This window comes from Neobacillus sp. 19 (assembly GCF_049463095.1).
Lineage (GTDB): Bacteria > Bacillota > Bacilli > Bacillales > Cytobacillaceae > Neobacillus.
Genome location: NZ_JBMPZU010000050.1, coordinates 1 through 16,692, shown reverse-complemented (window position 1 = coordinate 16,692; position 16,692 = coordinate 1). Strand labels below are relative to the sequence as shown.

The following is a 16,692-nucleotide window of genomic DNA, read 5'->3' as shown; positions in this document are numbered from 1 at the left end:
TTCTTATAATCATAATGGACAAATAAATGTACATAAAATGATAGTGCATAATTAGGATTGATATGTATTAAGGAGGAGCTGAATGACAAAACTTAACTCGTCCACACGTTTAAAGGTCAAAAGGGATTCATTTTATCTGCAAGATCCAAAGGGTGGTGTGTATTTTAGAAATAACTTAAGTTCATTCCGAATGGAAGGAAATACGATTTACCAATGGATTGAAAAATTAGTGCCGATGTTTAACGGGGAGCAATCATTGGGAGATATAACAGAGGGATTAACGGCGCCGTATCGCAACAGGGTATATGAGATTGGTGAAACACTGTACAAGAATGGCTTTGTTCGAGATGTAAGCCAAGATAGAACACATGATTTAAACCCAAAAGTCCTAGAAAAGTATGCTTCACAAATTGAATTTATTGAGAATTTTGTAGATTCCGGTGCGTACCGTTTTCAAGAATACCGTCAAGCAAAAGTTTTGGCAATCGGTTCAGGATCCCTTCTGGTTTCGTTGGCTGCCGCATTAATTGAATCGGGACTTCCCAAATTCCATTTCATGTTAACCGATTCAGTACCTACAAATCCATTGCGGATAAATGAGTTAGTACGTAATGCCCGCAATGCTGACTCTGAAGTAGAGGCTTTGCAGGTACCATTTGAAGAAGGGGAAGGAAGGAGTTTTTGGCGAAAAGCTTTGCATCCATATGATTGGATTCTATATGTCTCTCAGGATGGAAATGTAAAAGAACTAAAGGATCTGAATCTGGTTTGCAAAGAGCAAAGGAAAATATTTTTTCCTGCCATCTGTTTAGAACAAGTGGGGCTTGCTGGCCCATTGGTTTATCCGGAATCTGAGGGATGCTGGGAGTCAGCATGGCGCAGAATACATCAATCTTCATTGGAATTAGAGCGGCAGCAACAATCTTTCTCTTCAACGTCCGGAGCCATTCTTGCCAATGTTACCGTATTCGAATTTTTTAAGAAGGCTACAGGAATTGCAGGGTCAAATCAGAGTAACCAAATTTACAAACTTGATCTTGAAACGCTGGAAGGAGACTGGCTTTCATTCACCACACATCCATTGGTTACAAATAAAAGTATCTCTACTGGATTGGTGGAAGATCTTGATATAAGGATAAAGCAAGAAAAGAGTAAAACCAAACCTTCGAGTAACCTTTTGGAATATTTCAGCCGTCTAACTTCAGAAGAAACAGGAATTTTTCATACCTGGGAGGAGCGAAACTTGAAACAGCTTCCTCTTTCACAGTGCTATGTTCAAACGGCTAATCCAGTGTCAGAGGGACCAGCAGACCTCCTGCCAGAGGTTGTCTGTTCGGGTTTTACACATGAGGAGGCAAAGAGGGAAGCGGGACTGACAGGTATTGAAATGTATGTTTCACAATTGTTTAAGGAATGTAATGATCAAAAAGATAAGGCTGGTGAAAACATAATAGGAGGTTCGATCGGCATTGGTGCCGGGGAAACAGTCGAAGAGGCTGTTTGCCGCGGTTTGCAAGCCTATTTAGAGAAAGAATGGAGAAATAGAAAGGACGATCTATTGCATCCTGTTTTTCGCGTACAACTGGGAGAAATTGAAGATCAACGCTGCAGATTTTATTTAAATGCCCTGACTACCTTAAATGGTGCACCGACCGTCGGTTTAGAAAAGGAAATACTGGGCTTCCCCGTTATATGGGTAAAGTCGCAGGGACGTCGGTACACAAGTACCGGTTTAAATACAACGTTGGCTTTACGAAGGGCATTACAACAAGCGCTTATGGATAAACAAAATCAGGTGCATGGAACCGAAAGAATATCGGAATCAGCTATTTTTTTGAAAGAAAAGGAATATAAATTCACAATCCCTTCCTGTGAAGAAATAACACAATTGGAGCTATTACAATCTTCCATTCGGGTGTTGAACGAAAACAGCAAACACCTTTTCGTTTATGATCTTGCAGTCGAACCTTTTTTAAAACAGGAATTGGCAGGGGTGTATGGTGTGAAGGTTCGAGAGGAGGACTCCTAATGGCCGCCCATATTATCATTAACGGAGAGGGTTTATTAGCAGATTATGTCTTTGATCAATTGTCTGGTAATTATCACATAAAGCGTCAAAGCCTAATTGAAGAGGTTCCCGAAGAAACAGAATTAGCTCTAGTGTTGCACGATACCTGGAATCCAGCCATTTATCAAAAAGCGGAAGAAAAATACAGGAGCACTGGTATCTTGTGGCTTCGAGGTTTTGTTTCATTTGGGGAGGGAATAATTGGTCCCTTAGTACATCCCGATACACCAGGATGTTCTTTCTGTGCTGACATTCGGCGCTTGATCGCTGGATCAGATCGGAAGGAAATGTGGCAGTTTCAGCAAAAAGTGGCAGCAGGTGAAGGTGTCATGCAAGATGCATGGGCATCACGAACTGGACTATCTCAAATGGCAGCTTTGATATGCAACGAAGTTCAAAGGGTTCTTCAAGGGAAACCCAGCAACTTAGAAGAAAAAGTGTACATTATGAACCTAAGATCGTTAACCAATTCTAGTCACCTTTTCTTACCTTATCCCTTATGCCCGATTTGCAGGCCAATACCTGATGATACTCTAGAATTAGCTCAAATTAGGTTAGAATCTAGTCCTAAATTTAATGGCAGTGGTTATCGCAGCCGTTCAATGGATGAATTTAAAACAGTACTTGTCAAAGACTATCTGGATTATCGAACTGGTATCATGAATGGAAAAATGCAGGATTTCACACTGCCATTTGCTGATGTATTAGTGAATATGCCGTTATTTGAAGTGGACGAGGGAGTTGCTGGACGGTCTAATTCATTTGAAATGAGTGAGCTGACTGCCATTTTAGAAGGGTTGGAACGATATTGCGGGATTGGGCCTCGAGGAAAAAGGACGATCGTTCGTGATAGTTATCAAAATGTAAAGAAAAATGCATTAAATCCTGAAAAAGTAGGTTTGCATGAAAAGGAACAATATGAAACGCCTCATTTTCCGTTTAAACCGTTTCATCCTGATGACCCAATGAATTGGGTCTGGGGTTATTCGTTTTTACAAGAACGTCCAATACTTGTTCCGGAGTTACTCGCCTATTACAGTTTGGGGTATGGGGAGGGCTTTGTTTATGAAACCTCCAATGGATGCGCATTAGGGGGGAGTTTAGAAGAAGCTATTTTCCATGCCATTATGGAGGTTGTCGAGCGGGATTCATTTTTGTTAACCTGGTATGCAAAACTCCCCCTTCCGCGTCTTGACCTTAGTTCGGTAAACGATAAAGAATTACAGCTGATGGTCGACCGGATGCGGGAGGTGGCGGGATATGACCTTCTTTTTTTTAATTCGACGATGGAACATGAGATTCCAAGCGTGTGGGCAGTGGCAAAAAACCTAAAATCCAAGGGTGCAAACCTCATTTGTGCCGCGGGAGCTAACCCTGATCCTGTAAGGGCTGTTAAAAGTGCCATTTACGAGCTTGCGGGAATGATTAGGCATGGCGAAACAATGGAGGCAAACCAGCAAAAATATCAACAGATGTTACAGAATCCGTTCGCAGTACGTACCATGGAAGACCATGGTTTGCTCTACGGGCTGCGAGAAGCAGAGGAACGGCTGAATTTTTTATTGGATAATCAACGTCCATTACGTACATTTGCAGAGGAATTTAAGGAGCCGCCTGCAAATATTGATTTGAAGGAAGATCTTCAGGATATTCTTCAGAGGTTCCACCGGTTAGATCTGGAGGTCATCGTGGTGGATCAAACGACACCGATAACCAAACGGAATGGATTGTTCTGTGTGAAAGTATTGATCCCTGGCATGTTACCGATGACATTCGGACACCACCTGACCCGTGTGAAAGGGCTGGAGAGGGTCCTTAGCGTGCCAATGAAACTTGGATTTATAAAACAGCCGTTATCGTATGAACAACTTAATCCCTTTCCCCACCCATTCCCATAATTGAGAAGTAGGAGGTGTATAAGATTGGAGCTAGAAACATTTGTACATCATCTTCACTTTGATACGAAAAAAGTTGCTCCGCCAGATTGGCAAGTGGACTGGGAGGATGCACCACTTCCTTATAAACTGTACCGCAGCTTACCAGAGTTTCCACTGAACGCAGAGGTACCGTTAACACTGGAAGGACGGGAAGTTCAGACGGAACCCAGTCTTAAGGAGCTAGGTCATTTCTTATGGTATGTATACGGCATTACCCAATACGCGCAATCCGCTTTATTCGGGGACACCGAGGGAATAGAGGATGCGAGCTATGCCCAGTTACTACGCAGATTTGTCCCCTCTGGAGGGGCGTTATATCCCAATGAATTATATGTGTATATAAAGATGAAGGACGCACCAATTGGACTTTACCATTACGATGCGGCACACCACCGCCTCCTCTTGCTGCGAGAAGGAAATTACGATTCCTACTTATCAAGAAGTCTTGGAAATAGCTGTGATCTTTCTGACAGTTTTTGCACTGTTTTTATCTCAACGCTTTTTTGGAAAAACTTTTATAAATACAATAATTTTTCCTATAGGCTCCAAGGGTTAGATGCAGGTGTGTTGATTGGCCAATCTTTAGAAGTGGCCAAACGAATAGGATTTTCATCTCGGGTATATTACCAATTTCTTGATCGGTCGATTAATCATTTGCTTGGTCTGTCTAATCAGGATGAAAGTGTATATGCAGTTATTCCATTATCTGTTAATCCATCTAACATGAGAGTTGACGACGAACATAATAGAGGGGAAATTATTTCTGCCACTGAGTTATGTCGGGAAGTCCCACTGTTGGAGCATGTTTCCTATAACCGTTCAAAGAGGGTTATGGATTATCCGATGCTGAAAAAATTTAATGAGGCATCCATGTTTGAAACAACAGAGTCATTTGTGAAGATAAAGAAAGACAGTAATGTGAAACTTTCCTTAGATTCGGAAATGATCTTGCTTCCCTATGCCGAGAGTTTTTCGTACGATTTCGCCGCCGTTTGCAGGGAGCGGCATTCTCCGGATCTTGATTTTATAATGGGTAAAGTGAGTCAAACGCAACTATCGACTTTGTTAAAAGAGACCTTTTCCTTCTCGTATCAGAATGACCTTGATGGCACACATGGGAATGTGGAGAGTCGTGTTTCATTATATGGCAGTTTTTACAACGTAGAAGGAGTTCCAAATGGTGCCTATTCTTATGACAACTCCACACATGCACTTCGGAGTATAATTCAGGGGGATTACCGGCAGTTGTTACAATTTGGATTAATAATGCCTAATGTGAATCTGTATCAAGTTCCGCTTTGTATGCATGTCATTGGAGATAGGAAGCACCTCAAAGAGGAATTGGGATATAGAGGATATCGAATTCAACAGATGGAAGCGGGTATTCTCGTGCAACGATTGCTCTTATTGTCATGTGCCTTAGGGATGGGGGGGCATCCACTTCTCGGATTCGATGCGAATCAATGTGATGAACTTTATAGGATTAATTCGAAAGGAAAAACCAGCTTAATCCAAATCCCGATCGGTCCATACCGTCCCCGTGCCTGGTTAAAAGGAAGGCTGCTTACCTAGGAGAGACAGGAGTAAAGCATAAAAAACCCTAGAAACATTGAGAGAACAAAGTTTCTAGGGTTTTTGTTATGGCTATTTAATAAGCAAATCAATTAACGTGAGTAGAACTCAACAATGAAGGTTTCGTTAATTTCAGCAGCAAGTTCAGCACGCTCTGGTAAGCGAGTGAATGTACCTTCTAATTTGTCAGCATCAAAAGTTAAGTAATCAGGAACGAAATTGTTCACTTCGATTGCTTCTTTGATTACGTCAAGGTTGCGTGATTTTTCACGAACGCTGATAGTTTGGCCAGGAGCTAAACGGTATGATGGGATATCTACACGAGAACCATCTACTAAAATATGTCCGTGGTTAACTAACTGACGAGCTGCACGACGAGTGCGAGCAAGACCTAAACGGTATACAAGGTTGTCAAGACGAGATTCAAGAAGGATCATGAAGTTTTCGCCGTGAACGCCGCTCATTTTGCCAGCTCTAACGAAAAGATTACGGAATTGGCGCTCAGTTACGCCATACATATGACGAAGCTTTTGCTTCTCTTGTAATTGCAATCCGTATTCAGAAAGCTTTTTGCGTTGGTTTGGACCATGTTGTCCAGGAGCGTAAGGACGCTTTTCTAATTCTTTACCTGTGCCGCTTAGAGAGATTCCAAGACGACGGGATAATTTCCAGCTTGGGCCGGTATAACGAGCCATGAATGACTCCTCCTTCGTGTTTTTATTTTGGTAAAATAAAAACCGTTAAGAAACACAATAACAGTCATTTAGTTTTCATGCACCATCGCCCTAGCAGCGGAGGGTTACTCGATGCACCATCACAAAGGTGTGAGGAACAAAATGAAACAATTAAGTTTATTCTTGTAGGCTGCACTATTTTACACAAGGAGTATTATATAATTTTTATTCCTATTAAGTCAAGTTTATTTTTGGCTGATAAAAAAGTCTGTAAGAAAAAAATTAATAAATAATTCAAAAGGTTATTCCAAAAGTATCCTAATATTAACTATAATTAGGGTACGATGTATATTTTTGGAATTGTAAAATACAGGTGGAATTTGAATGGATACTCTTGAAGGAGATTTACTATTGGATGTGGGTAAATATAAAAAATTATTTCAAATAGCGGAGAAACTTCATTCAACTCTTGATATGGAAGTGTTATTAGGGGAATTATTTATCGCGCTTAAGGAAGTATACCCAAACTTTTCCTATAACTTGCTTCTTGCAACAAATACTCACAATCATAGCGACCTTCCGATAATTGAATTTGAATACGACAGTGAAAATATTGCAGCTATAAATGCATTTGAATCTGGCAAGGTTCAATTTGAATGTTCGCATTTTGATCCGCATGCCATTCTTTATGCTCCTTTAAAAGGCAAGCAGAGCGTGTATGGGATACTGCAAATCATTGCTCCTGATATTTCAGAATTTCCCGCTAGCGATGTGGAGTTTATTACTTTTTTTTCAGAAAGTGCGGGAGGGGCGATGGAAAACGCCCAGATCTATCAAAAATCACTTAGGACGATTTCTGATTTACAGTTAATTAACGAAACATCGCATCAACTAAATTCTAACCAGCCGTTAACTGAGGCTTTTGATTTCATATCGACGCAAATTAAGACTTCTTTTGAGGCGAAAGAGGTTGGTTTTTTTCTGTTTTCTCAAGATAAAGCAAAAGCGAAGGCACTGCCTGGGTCAACCCCATATTATTTTACTAAACAGGCACGGGTCTATGTTGACTATATTAAAGAAAGATTACAAATGGCAAATGAACCGCTATTTATTGGGGACCTTACCCTATCCGAAAAAAATGATGGAACAAGATTTCATTCGGTTATGGCTGTACCGGTAGTTGTCAGTAAGAAAATAAAGGGTTTTTGCATGATTATGCACCCAAGGCCCTATTTCTTCTCTTTTGACTCATTTAAGCTTCTCCAGTCACTCGTCCATCATGCATCATTAGCGTTAATTAACTCCATGCTGAGAGAGGAATTGAAAATACTGGCTACCACTGACCATCTGACAAAGCTTCGTTCGCGAAAGTTTTTGGATGAAAAAATCCAGCGTTCGATGAAGAAGGATGAGGAAGGGACCTTTATTCTTATTGATATTGATAATTTTAAAGAAATAAATGATCGGCATGGACACCAAATTGGTGATGAGGTGCTTATTCAGGTAGCTAATCTGATTAGAGGGAACATTCGTGAAAATGATGTGGGAGCCCGCTGGGGTGGTGAAGAACTGGCCATATATCTCCCGAAGGTCACTTTAGATACAGGGGTAGAAATAGCTAAACGTCTCGTTAAAAAAGTTTCAGAATGCACTAAGCCGCGTATAACAGTGTCATGTGGTGTTACCTCTTGGAATATTGAAAAGCTTGATTCCTATCAATCTTTGTTTAAAAGAGCGGATGAAGCTTTATACACAGCAAAAGAGACAGGGAAAAATAAAGTGGTCATTCATGGCAGCAATATTAGAGTAAGTTAGGCACCCATTAATTGGGTGACCTAACGATATACACGGAATAACATAAACTATAGAAATATTTGAAAACGTTTTCATTTTTAGGAGGGTAAGAAATTGGAAAACAAGAACTCACGGTTCGAAACAAAGGTTATTCATGCGGGCTATCAAGCAGAGGAGCATCACGGAAGCTTAGTTCCCCCGCTTTACCAATCATCCACATTCACCTTTGCAAATGCGGAACAAGGCGAGAAACGGTTTTCAGGGCAGGAAGAGGGGTATATTTATTCACGCTTGGGTAATCCAACTGTGAAGATATTGGAGAATAGAATGGCGGAGCTTGAAAATGGTGAAGCGGCTTTAGCCTTTTCGTCGGGAATGGCTGCTGTTAGTGCGGTGTTAGTTGCATTAACCAAAACGGGAGATCATATCCTTTGTTCTCAAGGAGTGTACGGTTGTACATTTGGGCTGCTGGAACTAATGAAAGAAAAATATGGGATTGGCCACACCTTTTCCTTAATGGATTCGAAAGAAACTTTAGAAAATGAAATCCTTCCAAATACGGCTTGTATCTATATAGAAACGCCGATTAATCCTACAATGAAGCTTGTGGATCTTGAATTGGCAGTACAAGTAGCAAAGGAAAAGGGTATTCCTGTTGTGGTGGATAATACTTTCTGTTCTCCTTACTTGCAAACGCCGCTCAATATCGGGTGTGATGTTGTCATTCATAGCGCGACAAAATATATTTGCGGTCATGGTGATGTCATTGCTGGAATGGTGGTGGGAAAAAAAGAATTTATTCAAAAAGTTTCGCGCACAACTCAAAAAGACATCGGTGGCATTATCTCTCCCTTTGACGCGTGGCTATTGTTAAGAGGAATGAAGACGCTTCCGGTTCGGATGGATCGGCATGCTGAAAATGCAAGCCGGATTTTTGAATTTTTAAAACATCATCCGAAAATTGAGGAAGTATTCTATCCGGGTGATCCTGAAAGCAAGGATTATGCAATTATGAAAAAACAAATGAAAGCGCCGGGTGGGCTCATATCTTTTTCAATAAAGGGCACAAAGAAAACAGCTCAAGAATTTATGAATCAATTAAACATGATAAAAATTGCTGTTAGTCTCGGTGATGCCGAAACCTTAATTCAACATCCAGCTACCATGACTCATGCGGTTGTGCCGGAAGAAGAAAGAAGAAAGATGGGGATAGAAAATACCTTGCTGCGTCTCTCAGTTGGTTTGGAAGCATGGGAGGACATAAAAGAGGATTTGGAACAAGCATTCACGGAAATTTAATAAAGAAAACTCGCCTTGGCGAGTTTTCTTTCAGACTGTAGACAAATCCCCCATTTTTGGGGGATTTGCCTACAGTTTTTTTGTATAATGAAGATACTATTAATTTTGTAAGGTGATGAAGAAAATGCTAACGAAAAATACTCAGATGAATCGGGATCAATTAGAAATGATAACTCTTGAACAGTTAGTCCCGGAGAACCATTTGGTCCGAAAAGTTGAAGCTGCTATAGATTTTTCATTTATATATCCTCTTGTTCAAGAGATGTACTCTGCTGAACGAGGACGTCCAAGTATCGATCCTGTTGTATTAATTAAGATGGCATTTATTCAATATATGTTCGGTATTCGCTCGATGCGAAAAACGATAGAAGAAATTGAAACGAACCTAGCTTATCGTTGGTTTCTTGGGTATGGATTCCATGATAAGGTGCCTCACTTCTCCACTTTCGGTAAAAACTATGAACGCCGATTTAAGGATACAGACTTATTTGAACAGATATTTTACAGAATTCTAAAGCAGGCAACCGAAAAGAAACTGGTAAGTAGCGAACACGTTTTTATTGATTCTACGCACGTGAAGGCAAGTGCAAATAAGCGTAAATTTGAGAAAAAGGTAGTTCGTAAGGAAACGAAAGCATATCAAGAACGTCTCCAAGAAGAAATCAATGGTGATCGTGAAGAACATGGGAAAAAGCCTTTCCCACCTGACAAATTTGAAAAGGAAGAAACGAAGGAAATCAAGGAAAGTACCACGGACCCAGAAAGTGGGTATTACGTGAAGGACGAGCGGACGAAGCAATTTGCCTATTCTTTTCATGCAGCTGCCGATAAAAATGGCTTTGTCCTAGGCGCGATTGTCACCCCTGGTAATGTTCATGATAGTACGATGTTAGAGCCTCTTCTTGAAAAAGTCATAGAGAACTCAAGGAAACCTGCTGCTGTTGCTGCTGACGCTGGATACAAAACACCTGCTATTGCTCAATACTTAATTGAAAATGAGATTCGCCCTGCTTTACCTTATACCCGCCCTCGTACAAAAGAAGGTTATTTGAAAAAGAACGATTTTGTTTATGATGAGCACTATGATTGCTACCTTTGTCCGGGAGGACAAGAGTTAAAATATAGCACGACAACGAAGGAAGGATACCGGCAGTATTTTTCGAATCCAGCTCATTGTAAAGAGTGCCCGTTTTTATCCCAATGTACACAAAGTAAAAACCATCAAAAGCTACTTCAACGGCATGTTTGGGAAGAGTATCTTGAGGAAGCTGAACACCTTCGGCATACAGACGAAAATAAAATAATCTACGCTCGACGCAAAGAAACGATTGAACGTGTATTTGCAGATGCGAAAGAGAAGCATGGTATGCGATGGACAACTTTAAGGGGACTTAAAAAATTGTCTATGCAGGCGATGCTTACTTTTGCTGCCATGAATTTAAAGAAGGTGGCAAACTGGACCTGGGTTAATCCAACAATGGCATAAAAAACGACCCCGGAGGGGTCTGAACAAAGGCAAATTCAGCAAAAGAATACTTAAGAATGACAAAAGGCACCCGAATGGGCAAATTCGGAATGCCTTTTGTCGACAATCTGAAAGAAAACTCGCCTTGGCGAGTTTTCTTTATATATATTCCATTAAAATTTTCACAAAATCTTTTAATTCCACTTCATCAAGCTGATCAAAGCGATTTGTTTCGGGAGAGTCAATGTCTAATACTCCGATTAATTGATCACCTTTTAAAAGAGGTATAACGATTTCAGATTGAGAAGCTGCATCACAAGCGATATGACCCGGAAATTGATTTACGTCCTCAACACGGACGGTTTCTCTATTCAAGGCAGCCGTACCGCAGACTCCCTTTCCAAGCGGAATTCTTACACATGCAGGCAGCCCTTGAAATGGGCCAAGCACGAGTTGCCCATTCGTATCCATTAAATAAAAACCAACCCAATTTACGCGGTCAAGAAATTGGTTTAAAAGGGCTGAGGCATTACTAAGGTTTGCGATTTGGTTTGGCTCATCATGAATTAGTGCCTGCAGCTGTTTTTTCACAAGTTGATAATTTTCTTCACGACTCCCAGTGTACATTTCGACGTTAAACAAGATATTTCCCTTCTTTCTTTTCATTATTATAATGCATTTTATCAAAATTAGGAGAAAAAGAGCACATTTTGTCGATATTTTCATAAAGGAATCAATTGTGACATAAAGAATCATTTAAGTATGGGGATACCTGAAGGGGGAGAAGAAATGAAGAAAAATGCAAAAGAGGCAATTGTAAAGGCTGCGATATCGTTATTTAATTCAAATGGGTATTCAGGGACGTCAATTAGGGATATTGCCAGTTTGGCAAATGTAAATAACGCCGCCATAGCCTATCATTTTCATAATAAACCAGGGCTCTTAGAATATTGCTTTATGCATTTTTTTGAACAATACATTAGTAAGATGGAAGATGCCTATGCATCCATTGATCGTGGTGCAAAAGAGTGCCTAAAGCGAATTGCAGCAGACTTACTTCATTATCAAAGTGAGAATATTCATCTTACCAGTTTTGTCTATCGGGAAATGTCCATGGATTCACAAATAGCAAGAGAAATCATGTCTACGTACTCACTGAAAGAAAAATATTATTTCCAGAAGATTTTTGAAAGAGGTTTTGAATGGAATGAATTCAGGCCGCATTCGATTCCCTATCTAATCACTCAGCTTAAAAGCCTTTTAATGATGCCATATATGAATACTCAGTATATGAGAGAGGTTTTATATATATTTCCAAATGAGCCGTTCTTTGAACAAAAATATTTAAAAGATATAAATATGTGGATAGATAAAACATTATGTACAGATATGCCATTGAAAAAGGAAGCAGTGATTAAATAGCGAGAATCGCTATTTTTTTTTATTTACAAAAAAAATGAAAATAATAGTCAAAAATTGTCGTTTACATGGTATCATAAAAGCAACGAATGGAACAAGAAGATTTTATTAATATAGATGTGTAACGGAACGAATAGAATCAATGCTGTTTGAAATAGGGGGCTTACTTGTGAAATATTTCATTGGATTTTTCATCCTATTACTAGCCTTATTTGTATTGGGATATTTAATAAAGAAAAAATATTTTAAAGAAATGGATCGATTGGAAGCTTGGAAAATTGATTTAATGGATCGACCAGTACTGGATGAAATGTCAAAGGTAAAACAGTTAAATATGACAGGCCAGACGGAAGAGCTTTTCGAAAGCTGGCGAAATCAATGGGATGATGTGGTTACAGTAAAGCTGCCTGACTTAGAGGAAATGCTTTTCGATGCAGAAGAGTACATAGACCGCTACCGATTCAAAAAAGCCAAAGAGGTTCAACAAGCAATTAATACTAAATTGCAGGAAACGGAAGATCAGATAAAAAAAATATTAGAAGAGTTACATGAGCTTGTAGGAAGTGAAGAAAAAAACCGGGTAGAAATAGAGGAGTTAAAAGAGTTATATCGGGAAGCGAAAAAAATGCTCCTTGCTCACAGACACAGCTTCGGCAATTCTGAAAAATATTTAGAGGCAAAGCTTAACGACACAGCGCAAAAATTTCAGGAATTTGATGAAAAAACGGAACTCGGCAATTATCTTGAAGCGCGCGAAATAGTATTACAGATTCAGGCACATCTTGGAACCATAAAAAACCATATGGATTTAATTCCGCAGCTTTTAATTGAATGTCAATCATTGCTTCCAAACCAGCTTTCCGATTGTTTAGAAGGACACCGGGAAATGGCTGCGCAGGAATATTATTTAGAGCATATAAATGTCGAAAAGGAAATAAAACGCTTAGAAGAAAAGCTTTCTGAAAACCTTGCTTTTATTGAGGCAACTGAAATTGATAAAGCTGTAGAAGGGATAAAAGAAGTAAAGGACCGAGTCGATATTCTTTTTGATCTTTTAGAGAAAGAAGTTCACGCTAAGCATTATGTAATTAAGCATGAAAAGGGAGCATATGAACTTCTGGCTGCAGCTCAAAAGGAAAATAAGAATCTTGCCGGCGAGGTATATCAGGTTCAACAAAGCTATCAGTTATCGGATGATGATTTTGAAACGCAAAGGAATCTTGAAAAGGAGCTTTCCACAGTTTACAAGCACTATGAAATTTTAGTTGAAAAATTAAAACTAAACGGAACGGCGCAAACGGTGCTAAGTGAGGAATTAAGTGGAATAAAAGATCAATTGGATGTAATCCGTGAAGGACAGCAAGAATTTGCGCTTAAACTCCAGGCGCTTAGGAAAGATGAAATCGAAGCAAGAGAAAAGATTATGGAGCTTACTAAAAGAGTCGGCGAGACCGTACGTTTGGTGAAGAAAAACAATATTCCGGGTGTGCCGGCAGACTATCATTATTTATTTGAGGATACAAACGAAAGTATTCAAAATGTTCGCTACCAGCTTGAAGAAAAGCCGCTAAATATTTCAGCGCTTAATCAGTACTTAGAGGTGGCTGTATTAACGGTGGATAAACTCATTCAGACAACTTATGATTTAATTGAGAATGTGACGCTGGCTGAGAAAGCGATTCAGTACGGAAATCGTTACCGTAGTCACTACCCGTCGGTTGCCAAAGGATTAACAGATGCGGAGACGGCATTCAGACATTATGATTATCAAGAGGCTTTAGAGCAGGTCGCGGCGTCACTTGAAGGAATAGACCCTGACGCCTTAAAGAAAATAAAAGCAGCAATAGGAACTGAATAAGCAGAAAACCGATTCAGCCTTCAATGGTCGAATCGGTTTTTCTTTTCAAACGAATATCTTTGTGATAAGATTTATTGTCGTAAGGAAAAGGGCGGAGCGCCAGATTAGGTTAGGATGGACAGGAGGAGATTAATATGATTTATTTAGATAATAGTGCAACGACAAAACCATTTAAAGAAGTATTAGATTCCTTTGTAACGGTTTCAAGTGAATACTTTGGCAATCCTTCCTCCCTACATAGTTTAGGGGGACAGGCTGAAAAGCTCTTATCACAAGCAAGGGAACAGCTGGCGAAGCTAATAAAGGTAAAGCCGGCTGAGATTTATTTTACCTCAGGTGGAACCGAAAGTAATAATATTGCAATAAAAGGTGCGGCCCGATTGAATAGAAATAAAGGACGTCACATCATTACATCAAGTGTGGAGCACGCCTCTGTCAGGGCTGCTATGGAGGAGCTCGAACAGGAAGGTTTCGAGATCACCTATCTTCCTGTAGACGAGAACGGAAGAGTTGGTGTGGATGATGTCGAAAAAGCAATTCGAAAAGATACAATTCTCATTTCGATCATGCAGGTGAATAATGAAGTGGGCAGCGTTCAGCCGATAACTGAAATTGGCGAAATACTAAAAAATTATTCCCAAATCTTATTTCATGTTGATACCGTTCAGGGCATTGGCAAAGTACCCCTGTCTTTAAAGAATAGCAATGTGGACCTTTGCTCACTGTCAGCTCATAAATTCCATGGGCTAAAAGGGACAGGCGCGCTGTTTATTCGTGAAGGAGCCAGACTCGCTCCATTATTTTCAGGGGGTAATCAAGAACGAAAGATGCGCAGCGGCACGGAAAATGTTGCAGGGGCAGTTGCCATGGCAAAAGCATTAAGAATGACTATGGATAAAAGTGAAGCAGGTTTGGAAAGAATGAAGAAAATCCAGAGCATGCTAAGAACGGAGCTAAATGAAATAGATGGTGTCAAGATCCATACACCAGTCATACATTCAGCACCCCATATTGTAAACTTTTCCCTTATTGGGATGAGATCGGAAGTGTTTATCCACGCTCTTGAGCAGCAGGGTGTATTTGTTTCGACGACAAGTGCTTGCTCATCAAAAAGGAAATCACCTAGTAAAACGCTGCTTGCCATGGGTGTTCCCGAGAGTTTAGCGGAAAGTGCCATCAGGGTCAGCCTCTCCTTTGAAAATACGGAAGATGAAACAAAAACAGCTGTTTCAGTGATTAAAAAAACAGCAAACCAATTACGAAAGGTTATGGATTAAATGAAATATGATCGAATATTAATTCGCTATGGCGAGATTTCAACGAAGGGGCGAAATCGCAATAAATTTGTTGATAAACTTCGAAAAAGTGTAAGAATTGCACTCGCTCCCTTTCCAAACATTAAGATTGAATCAAGCCGAGATCGGATGTATGTGTTATTAAATGGTGAAAATGGAATAGAAATCATGGGAAGATTAAAGACTATATTTGGGATTCAATCCTTTAGCCCGGCAATCAAGGTGGAAAGAGATGTACCATCCTTAAAAGAGACGTCACTGGAATTAGTTCAATCCTTATACAAGGATGGGCAAACGTTTAAAATTACACCTAAACGGTCGGATAAAACATTTGAATTGAATACAGAAGGAATCAATCACACAATTGGCGGTCATTTACTGCAACATATTCCGGGACTCAAAGTGGATGTGAAAAATCCGGATATTAATTTACGGATTGAAGTCCGAAAAGAAGCCGTTTATCTTTCTTGCGAAACGATACAGGGTGCGGGTGGGCTTCCAATCGGATCAAGCGGGAAAGCGATGCTCATGCTTTCCGGTGGCATTGACAGCCCTGTGGCCGGCTATTTGGCGATGAAACGTGGATTAGAAATCGAAGCCGTTCATTTTTTTAGTCCCCCATTCACGAGTGAGCGGTCAAAGGAAAAAGTAATTGATTTATCTAAAAAGCTAGCGGAGATATACGGTTCCATCACCATGCATATAGTGCCGTTTACAGATATTCAACAAGCAATTCGTGAGCAAATTCCGGAAAACTATTCGATGACAACGACAAGAAGAATGATGCTGCGAATCACAGATGAGATTCGGAAAAGACAGGAAGGGCTTGCTATTGTTACAGGCGAAAGCCTTGGGCAGGTTGCAAGTCAGACATTAGAGAGCATGTATGCGATCAATGAGGTTACGAATACACCTATTTTGCGCCCATTGATTACAATGGATAAAACAGAAATCATAAAACTGGCAGAGGAAATCGATACATTTGAAATATCTAACAGACCGTTTGAAGATTGCTGTACCATCTTTGTTCCATCCTCACCTAAAACAAAACCGAAAAGAGAAAAAGTCCAACATTTTGAAAGCTATTTTGATTTTGAACCATTGATTCAGGTAGCGGTTCAAGAGGTTGAGACGATCGTCGTTAAACGGGAGGACGAACAGAAATCGGAATTTGAATCATTATTTTAGTAACTAAGAATAGTGACAAAGATTGAACATTTTGTGAACAATTACCAATTAGAATTTGGAATGAACCTTGTGGGTTTTACACAATCTATACTCACAAGGAGGTGATATCACATGGCAAGCAAC

The 16,692-nt window shown here is 40.0% G+C and carries 12 protein-coding genes; 10 read left to right on the top strand and 2 right to left on the bottom strand.

Annotated elements, in window-relative coordinates:
* Positions 1-82: 82 nt before the first annotated feature.
* Genes ACO1D1_RS15165 through ACO1D1_RS15155 form a run of 3 tightly spaced genes read left to right on the top strand, consistent with a single transcriptional unit; the run spans position 83 to position 5,577 of the window.
* The gene (locus tag ACO1D1_RS15165) at positions 83-2,029 is read left to right on the top strand and encodes a putative thiazole-containing bacteriocin maturation protein (RefSeq protein ID WP_149871264.1); all 1,947 of its coding nucleotides are present in this window, start codon (positions 83-85) and stop codon (positions 2,027-2,029) included.
* Positions 2,029-3,966 (top strand): TOMM precursor leader peptide-binding protein, encoded by a 1,938-nt coding sequence (locus ACO1D1_RS15160; RefSeq protein ID WP_149871263.1) that lies wholly within the window; start codon positions 2,029-2,031, stop codon positions 3,964-3,966. The genes ACO1D1_RS15165 and ACO1D1_RS15160 overlap by 1 nt, the downstream gene beginning before the upstream one ends.
* 24 nt (positions 3,967-3,990) lie before the next feature.
* The gene (locus tag ACO1D1_RS15155) at positions 3,991-5,577 is read left to right on the top strand and encodes a SagB family peptide dehydrogenase (protein ID WP_149871262.1); all 1,587 of its coding nucleotides are present in this window, start codon (positions 3,991-3,993) and stop codon (positions 5,575-5,577) included.
* A gap of 92 nt (positions 5,578-5,669) precedes the next feature.
* Here ACO1D1_RS15155 and rpsD read toward each other — a convergent pair whose 3' ends face one another.
* A complete protein-coding gene (rpsD, locus tag ACO1D1_RS15150) occupies positions 5,670-6,272 on the bottom strand; it encodes a 30S ribosomal protein S4 (protein WP_149871261.1) in 603 nt (200 codons plus the stop codon).
* Between the two features lie 363 nt (positions 6,273-6,635).
* On the opposite strand from rpsD, the gene ACO1D1_RS15145 reads away from it, so the two are divergent.
* The 3 genes from ACO1D1_RS15145 to ACO1D1_RS15135 all read left to right on the top strand — a co-directional run bounded on the left by ACO1D1_RS15145 (position 6,636) and on the right by ACO1D1_RS15135 (position 10,830).
* Complete coding sequence (locus ACO1D1_RS15145) at positions 6,636-8,066, top strand: sensor domain-containing diguanylate cyclase (RefSeq protein ID WP_149871259.1); 1,431 nt, start codon at positions 6,636-6,638, stop codon at positions 8,064-8,066.
* 93 nt (positions 8,067-8,159) lie between these two features.
* Positions 8,160-9,344 (top strand): methionine gamma-lyase, encoded by a 1,185-nt coding sequence (megL, locus tag ACO1D1_RS15140; RefSeq protein WP_149871258.1) that lies wholly within the window; start codon positions 8,160-8,162, stop codon positions 9,342-9,344.
* Positions 9,345-9,468: 124 nt separating this feature from the next.
* A complete protein-coding gene (locus ACO1D1_RS15135; protein WP_423336448.1) occupies positions 9,469-10,830 on the top strand; it encodes an IS1182 family transposase in 1,362 nt (453 codons plus the stop codon).
* A 138-nt stretch (positions 10,831-10,968) separates the two neighbouring features.
* On the opposite strand, the gene ACO1D1_RS15130 is transcribed toward ACO1D1_RS15135, so the two are convergent.
* Positions 10,969-11,451 carry a GAF domain-containing protein gene (locus ACO1D1_RS15130; RefSeq protein ID WP_149872771.1) on the bottom strand — a complete coding sequence of 161 codons (483 nt, stop codon included), beginning with the start codon at positions 11,449-11,451 and terminating at the stop codon, positions 10,969-10,971.
* A gap of 147 nt (positions 11,452-11,598) precedes the next feature.
* Here ACO1D1_RS15130 and refZ point away from each other — a divergent pair, with 147 nt between their 5' ends.
* The 4 genes from refZ (at position 11,599) to thiI (ending at position 16,569) form a co-directional block, all read left to right on the top strand.
* Positions 11,599-12,231, top strand: coding sequence for a forespore capture DNA-binding protein RefZ (refZ, locus tag ACO1D1_RS15125; protein WP_149871257.1), 633 nt, complete (start codon positions 11,599-11,601; stop codon positions 12,229-12,231).
* Positions 12,232-12,397: 166 nt separating this feature from the next.
* Positions 12,398-14,086, top strand: coding sequence for a septation ring formation regulator EzrA (gene ezrA, locus ACO1D1_RS15120; protein ID WP_190284687.1), 1,689 nt, complete (start codon positions 12,398-12,400; stop codon positions 14,084-14,086).
* A 134-nt stretch (positions 14,087-14,220) separates the two neighbouring features.
* On the top strand, positions 14,221-15,363 hold the full coding sequence (locus ACO1D1_RS15115; RefSeq protein WP_423336390.1) for a cysteine desulfurase family protein: 1,143 nt from the start codon (positions 14,221-14,223) through the stop codon (positions 15,361-15,363).
* The gene (thiI, locus tag ACO1D1_RS15110) at positions 15,364-16,569 is read left to right on the top strand and encodes a tRNA uracil 4-sulfurtransferase ThiI (RefSeq protein WP_149871254.1); all 1,206 of its coding nucleotides are present in this window, start codon (positions 15,364-15,366) and stop codon (positions 16,567-16,569) included.
* The last annotated feature ends 123 nt before the right edge of the window (positions 16,570-16,692 follow it).

Bases quoted from the DNA above. Each gene is read 5' to 3' on its own strand.
- ACO1D1_RS15165 (WP_149871264.1), top strand. From the start codon at position 83: ATGACAAAACTTAACTCGTCCACACGTTTAAAGGTCAAAAGGGATTCA.
- ACO1D1_RS15160 (WP_149871263.1), top strand. From the start codon at position 2,029: ATGGCCGCCCATATTATCATTAACGGAGAGGGTTTATTAGCAGATTAT.
- rpsD (WP_149871261.1), bottom strand. From the start codon at position 6,272: ATGGCTCGTTATACCGGCCCAAGCTGGAAATTATCCCGTCGTCTTGGA.
- ACO1D1_RS15145 (WP_149871259.1), top strand. From the start codon at position 6,636: ATGGATACTCTTGAAGGAGATTTACTATTGGATGTGGGTAAATATAAA.
- ACO1D1_RS15135 (WP_423336448.1), top strand. From the start codon at position 9,469: ATGCTAACGAAAAATACTCAGATGAATCGGGATCAATTAGAAATGATA.
- refZ (WP_149871257.1), top strand. From the start codon at position 11,599: ATGAAGAAAAATGCAAAAGAGGCAATTGTAAAGGCTGCGATATCGTTA.
- ACO1D1_RS15115 (WP_423336390.1), top strand. From the start codon at position 14,221: ATGATTTATTTAGATAATAGTGCAACGACAAAACCATTTAAAGAAGTA.
- thiI (WP_149871254.1), top strand. From the start codon at position 15,364: ATGAAATATGATCGAATATTAATTCGCTATGGCGAGATTTCAACGAAG.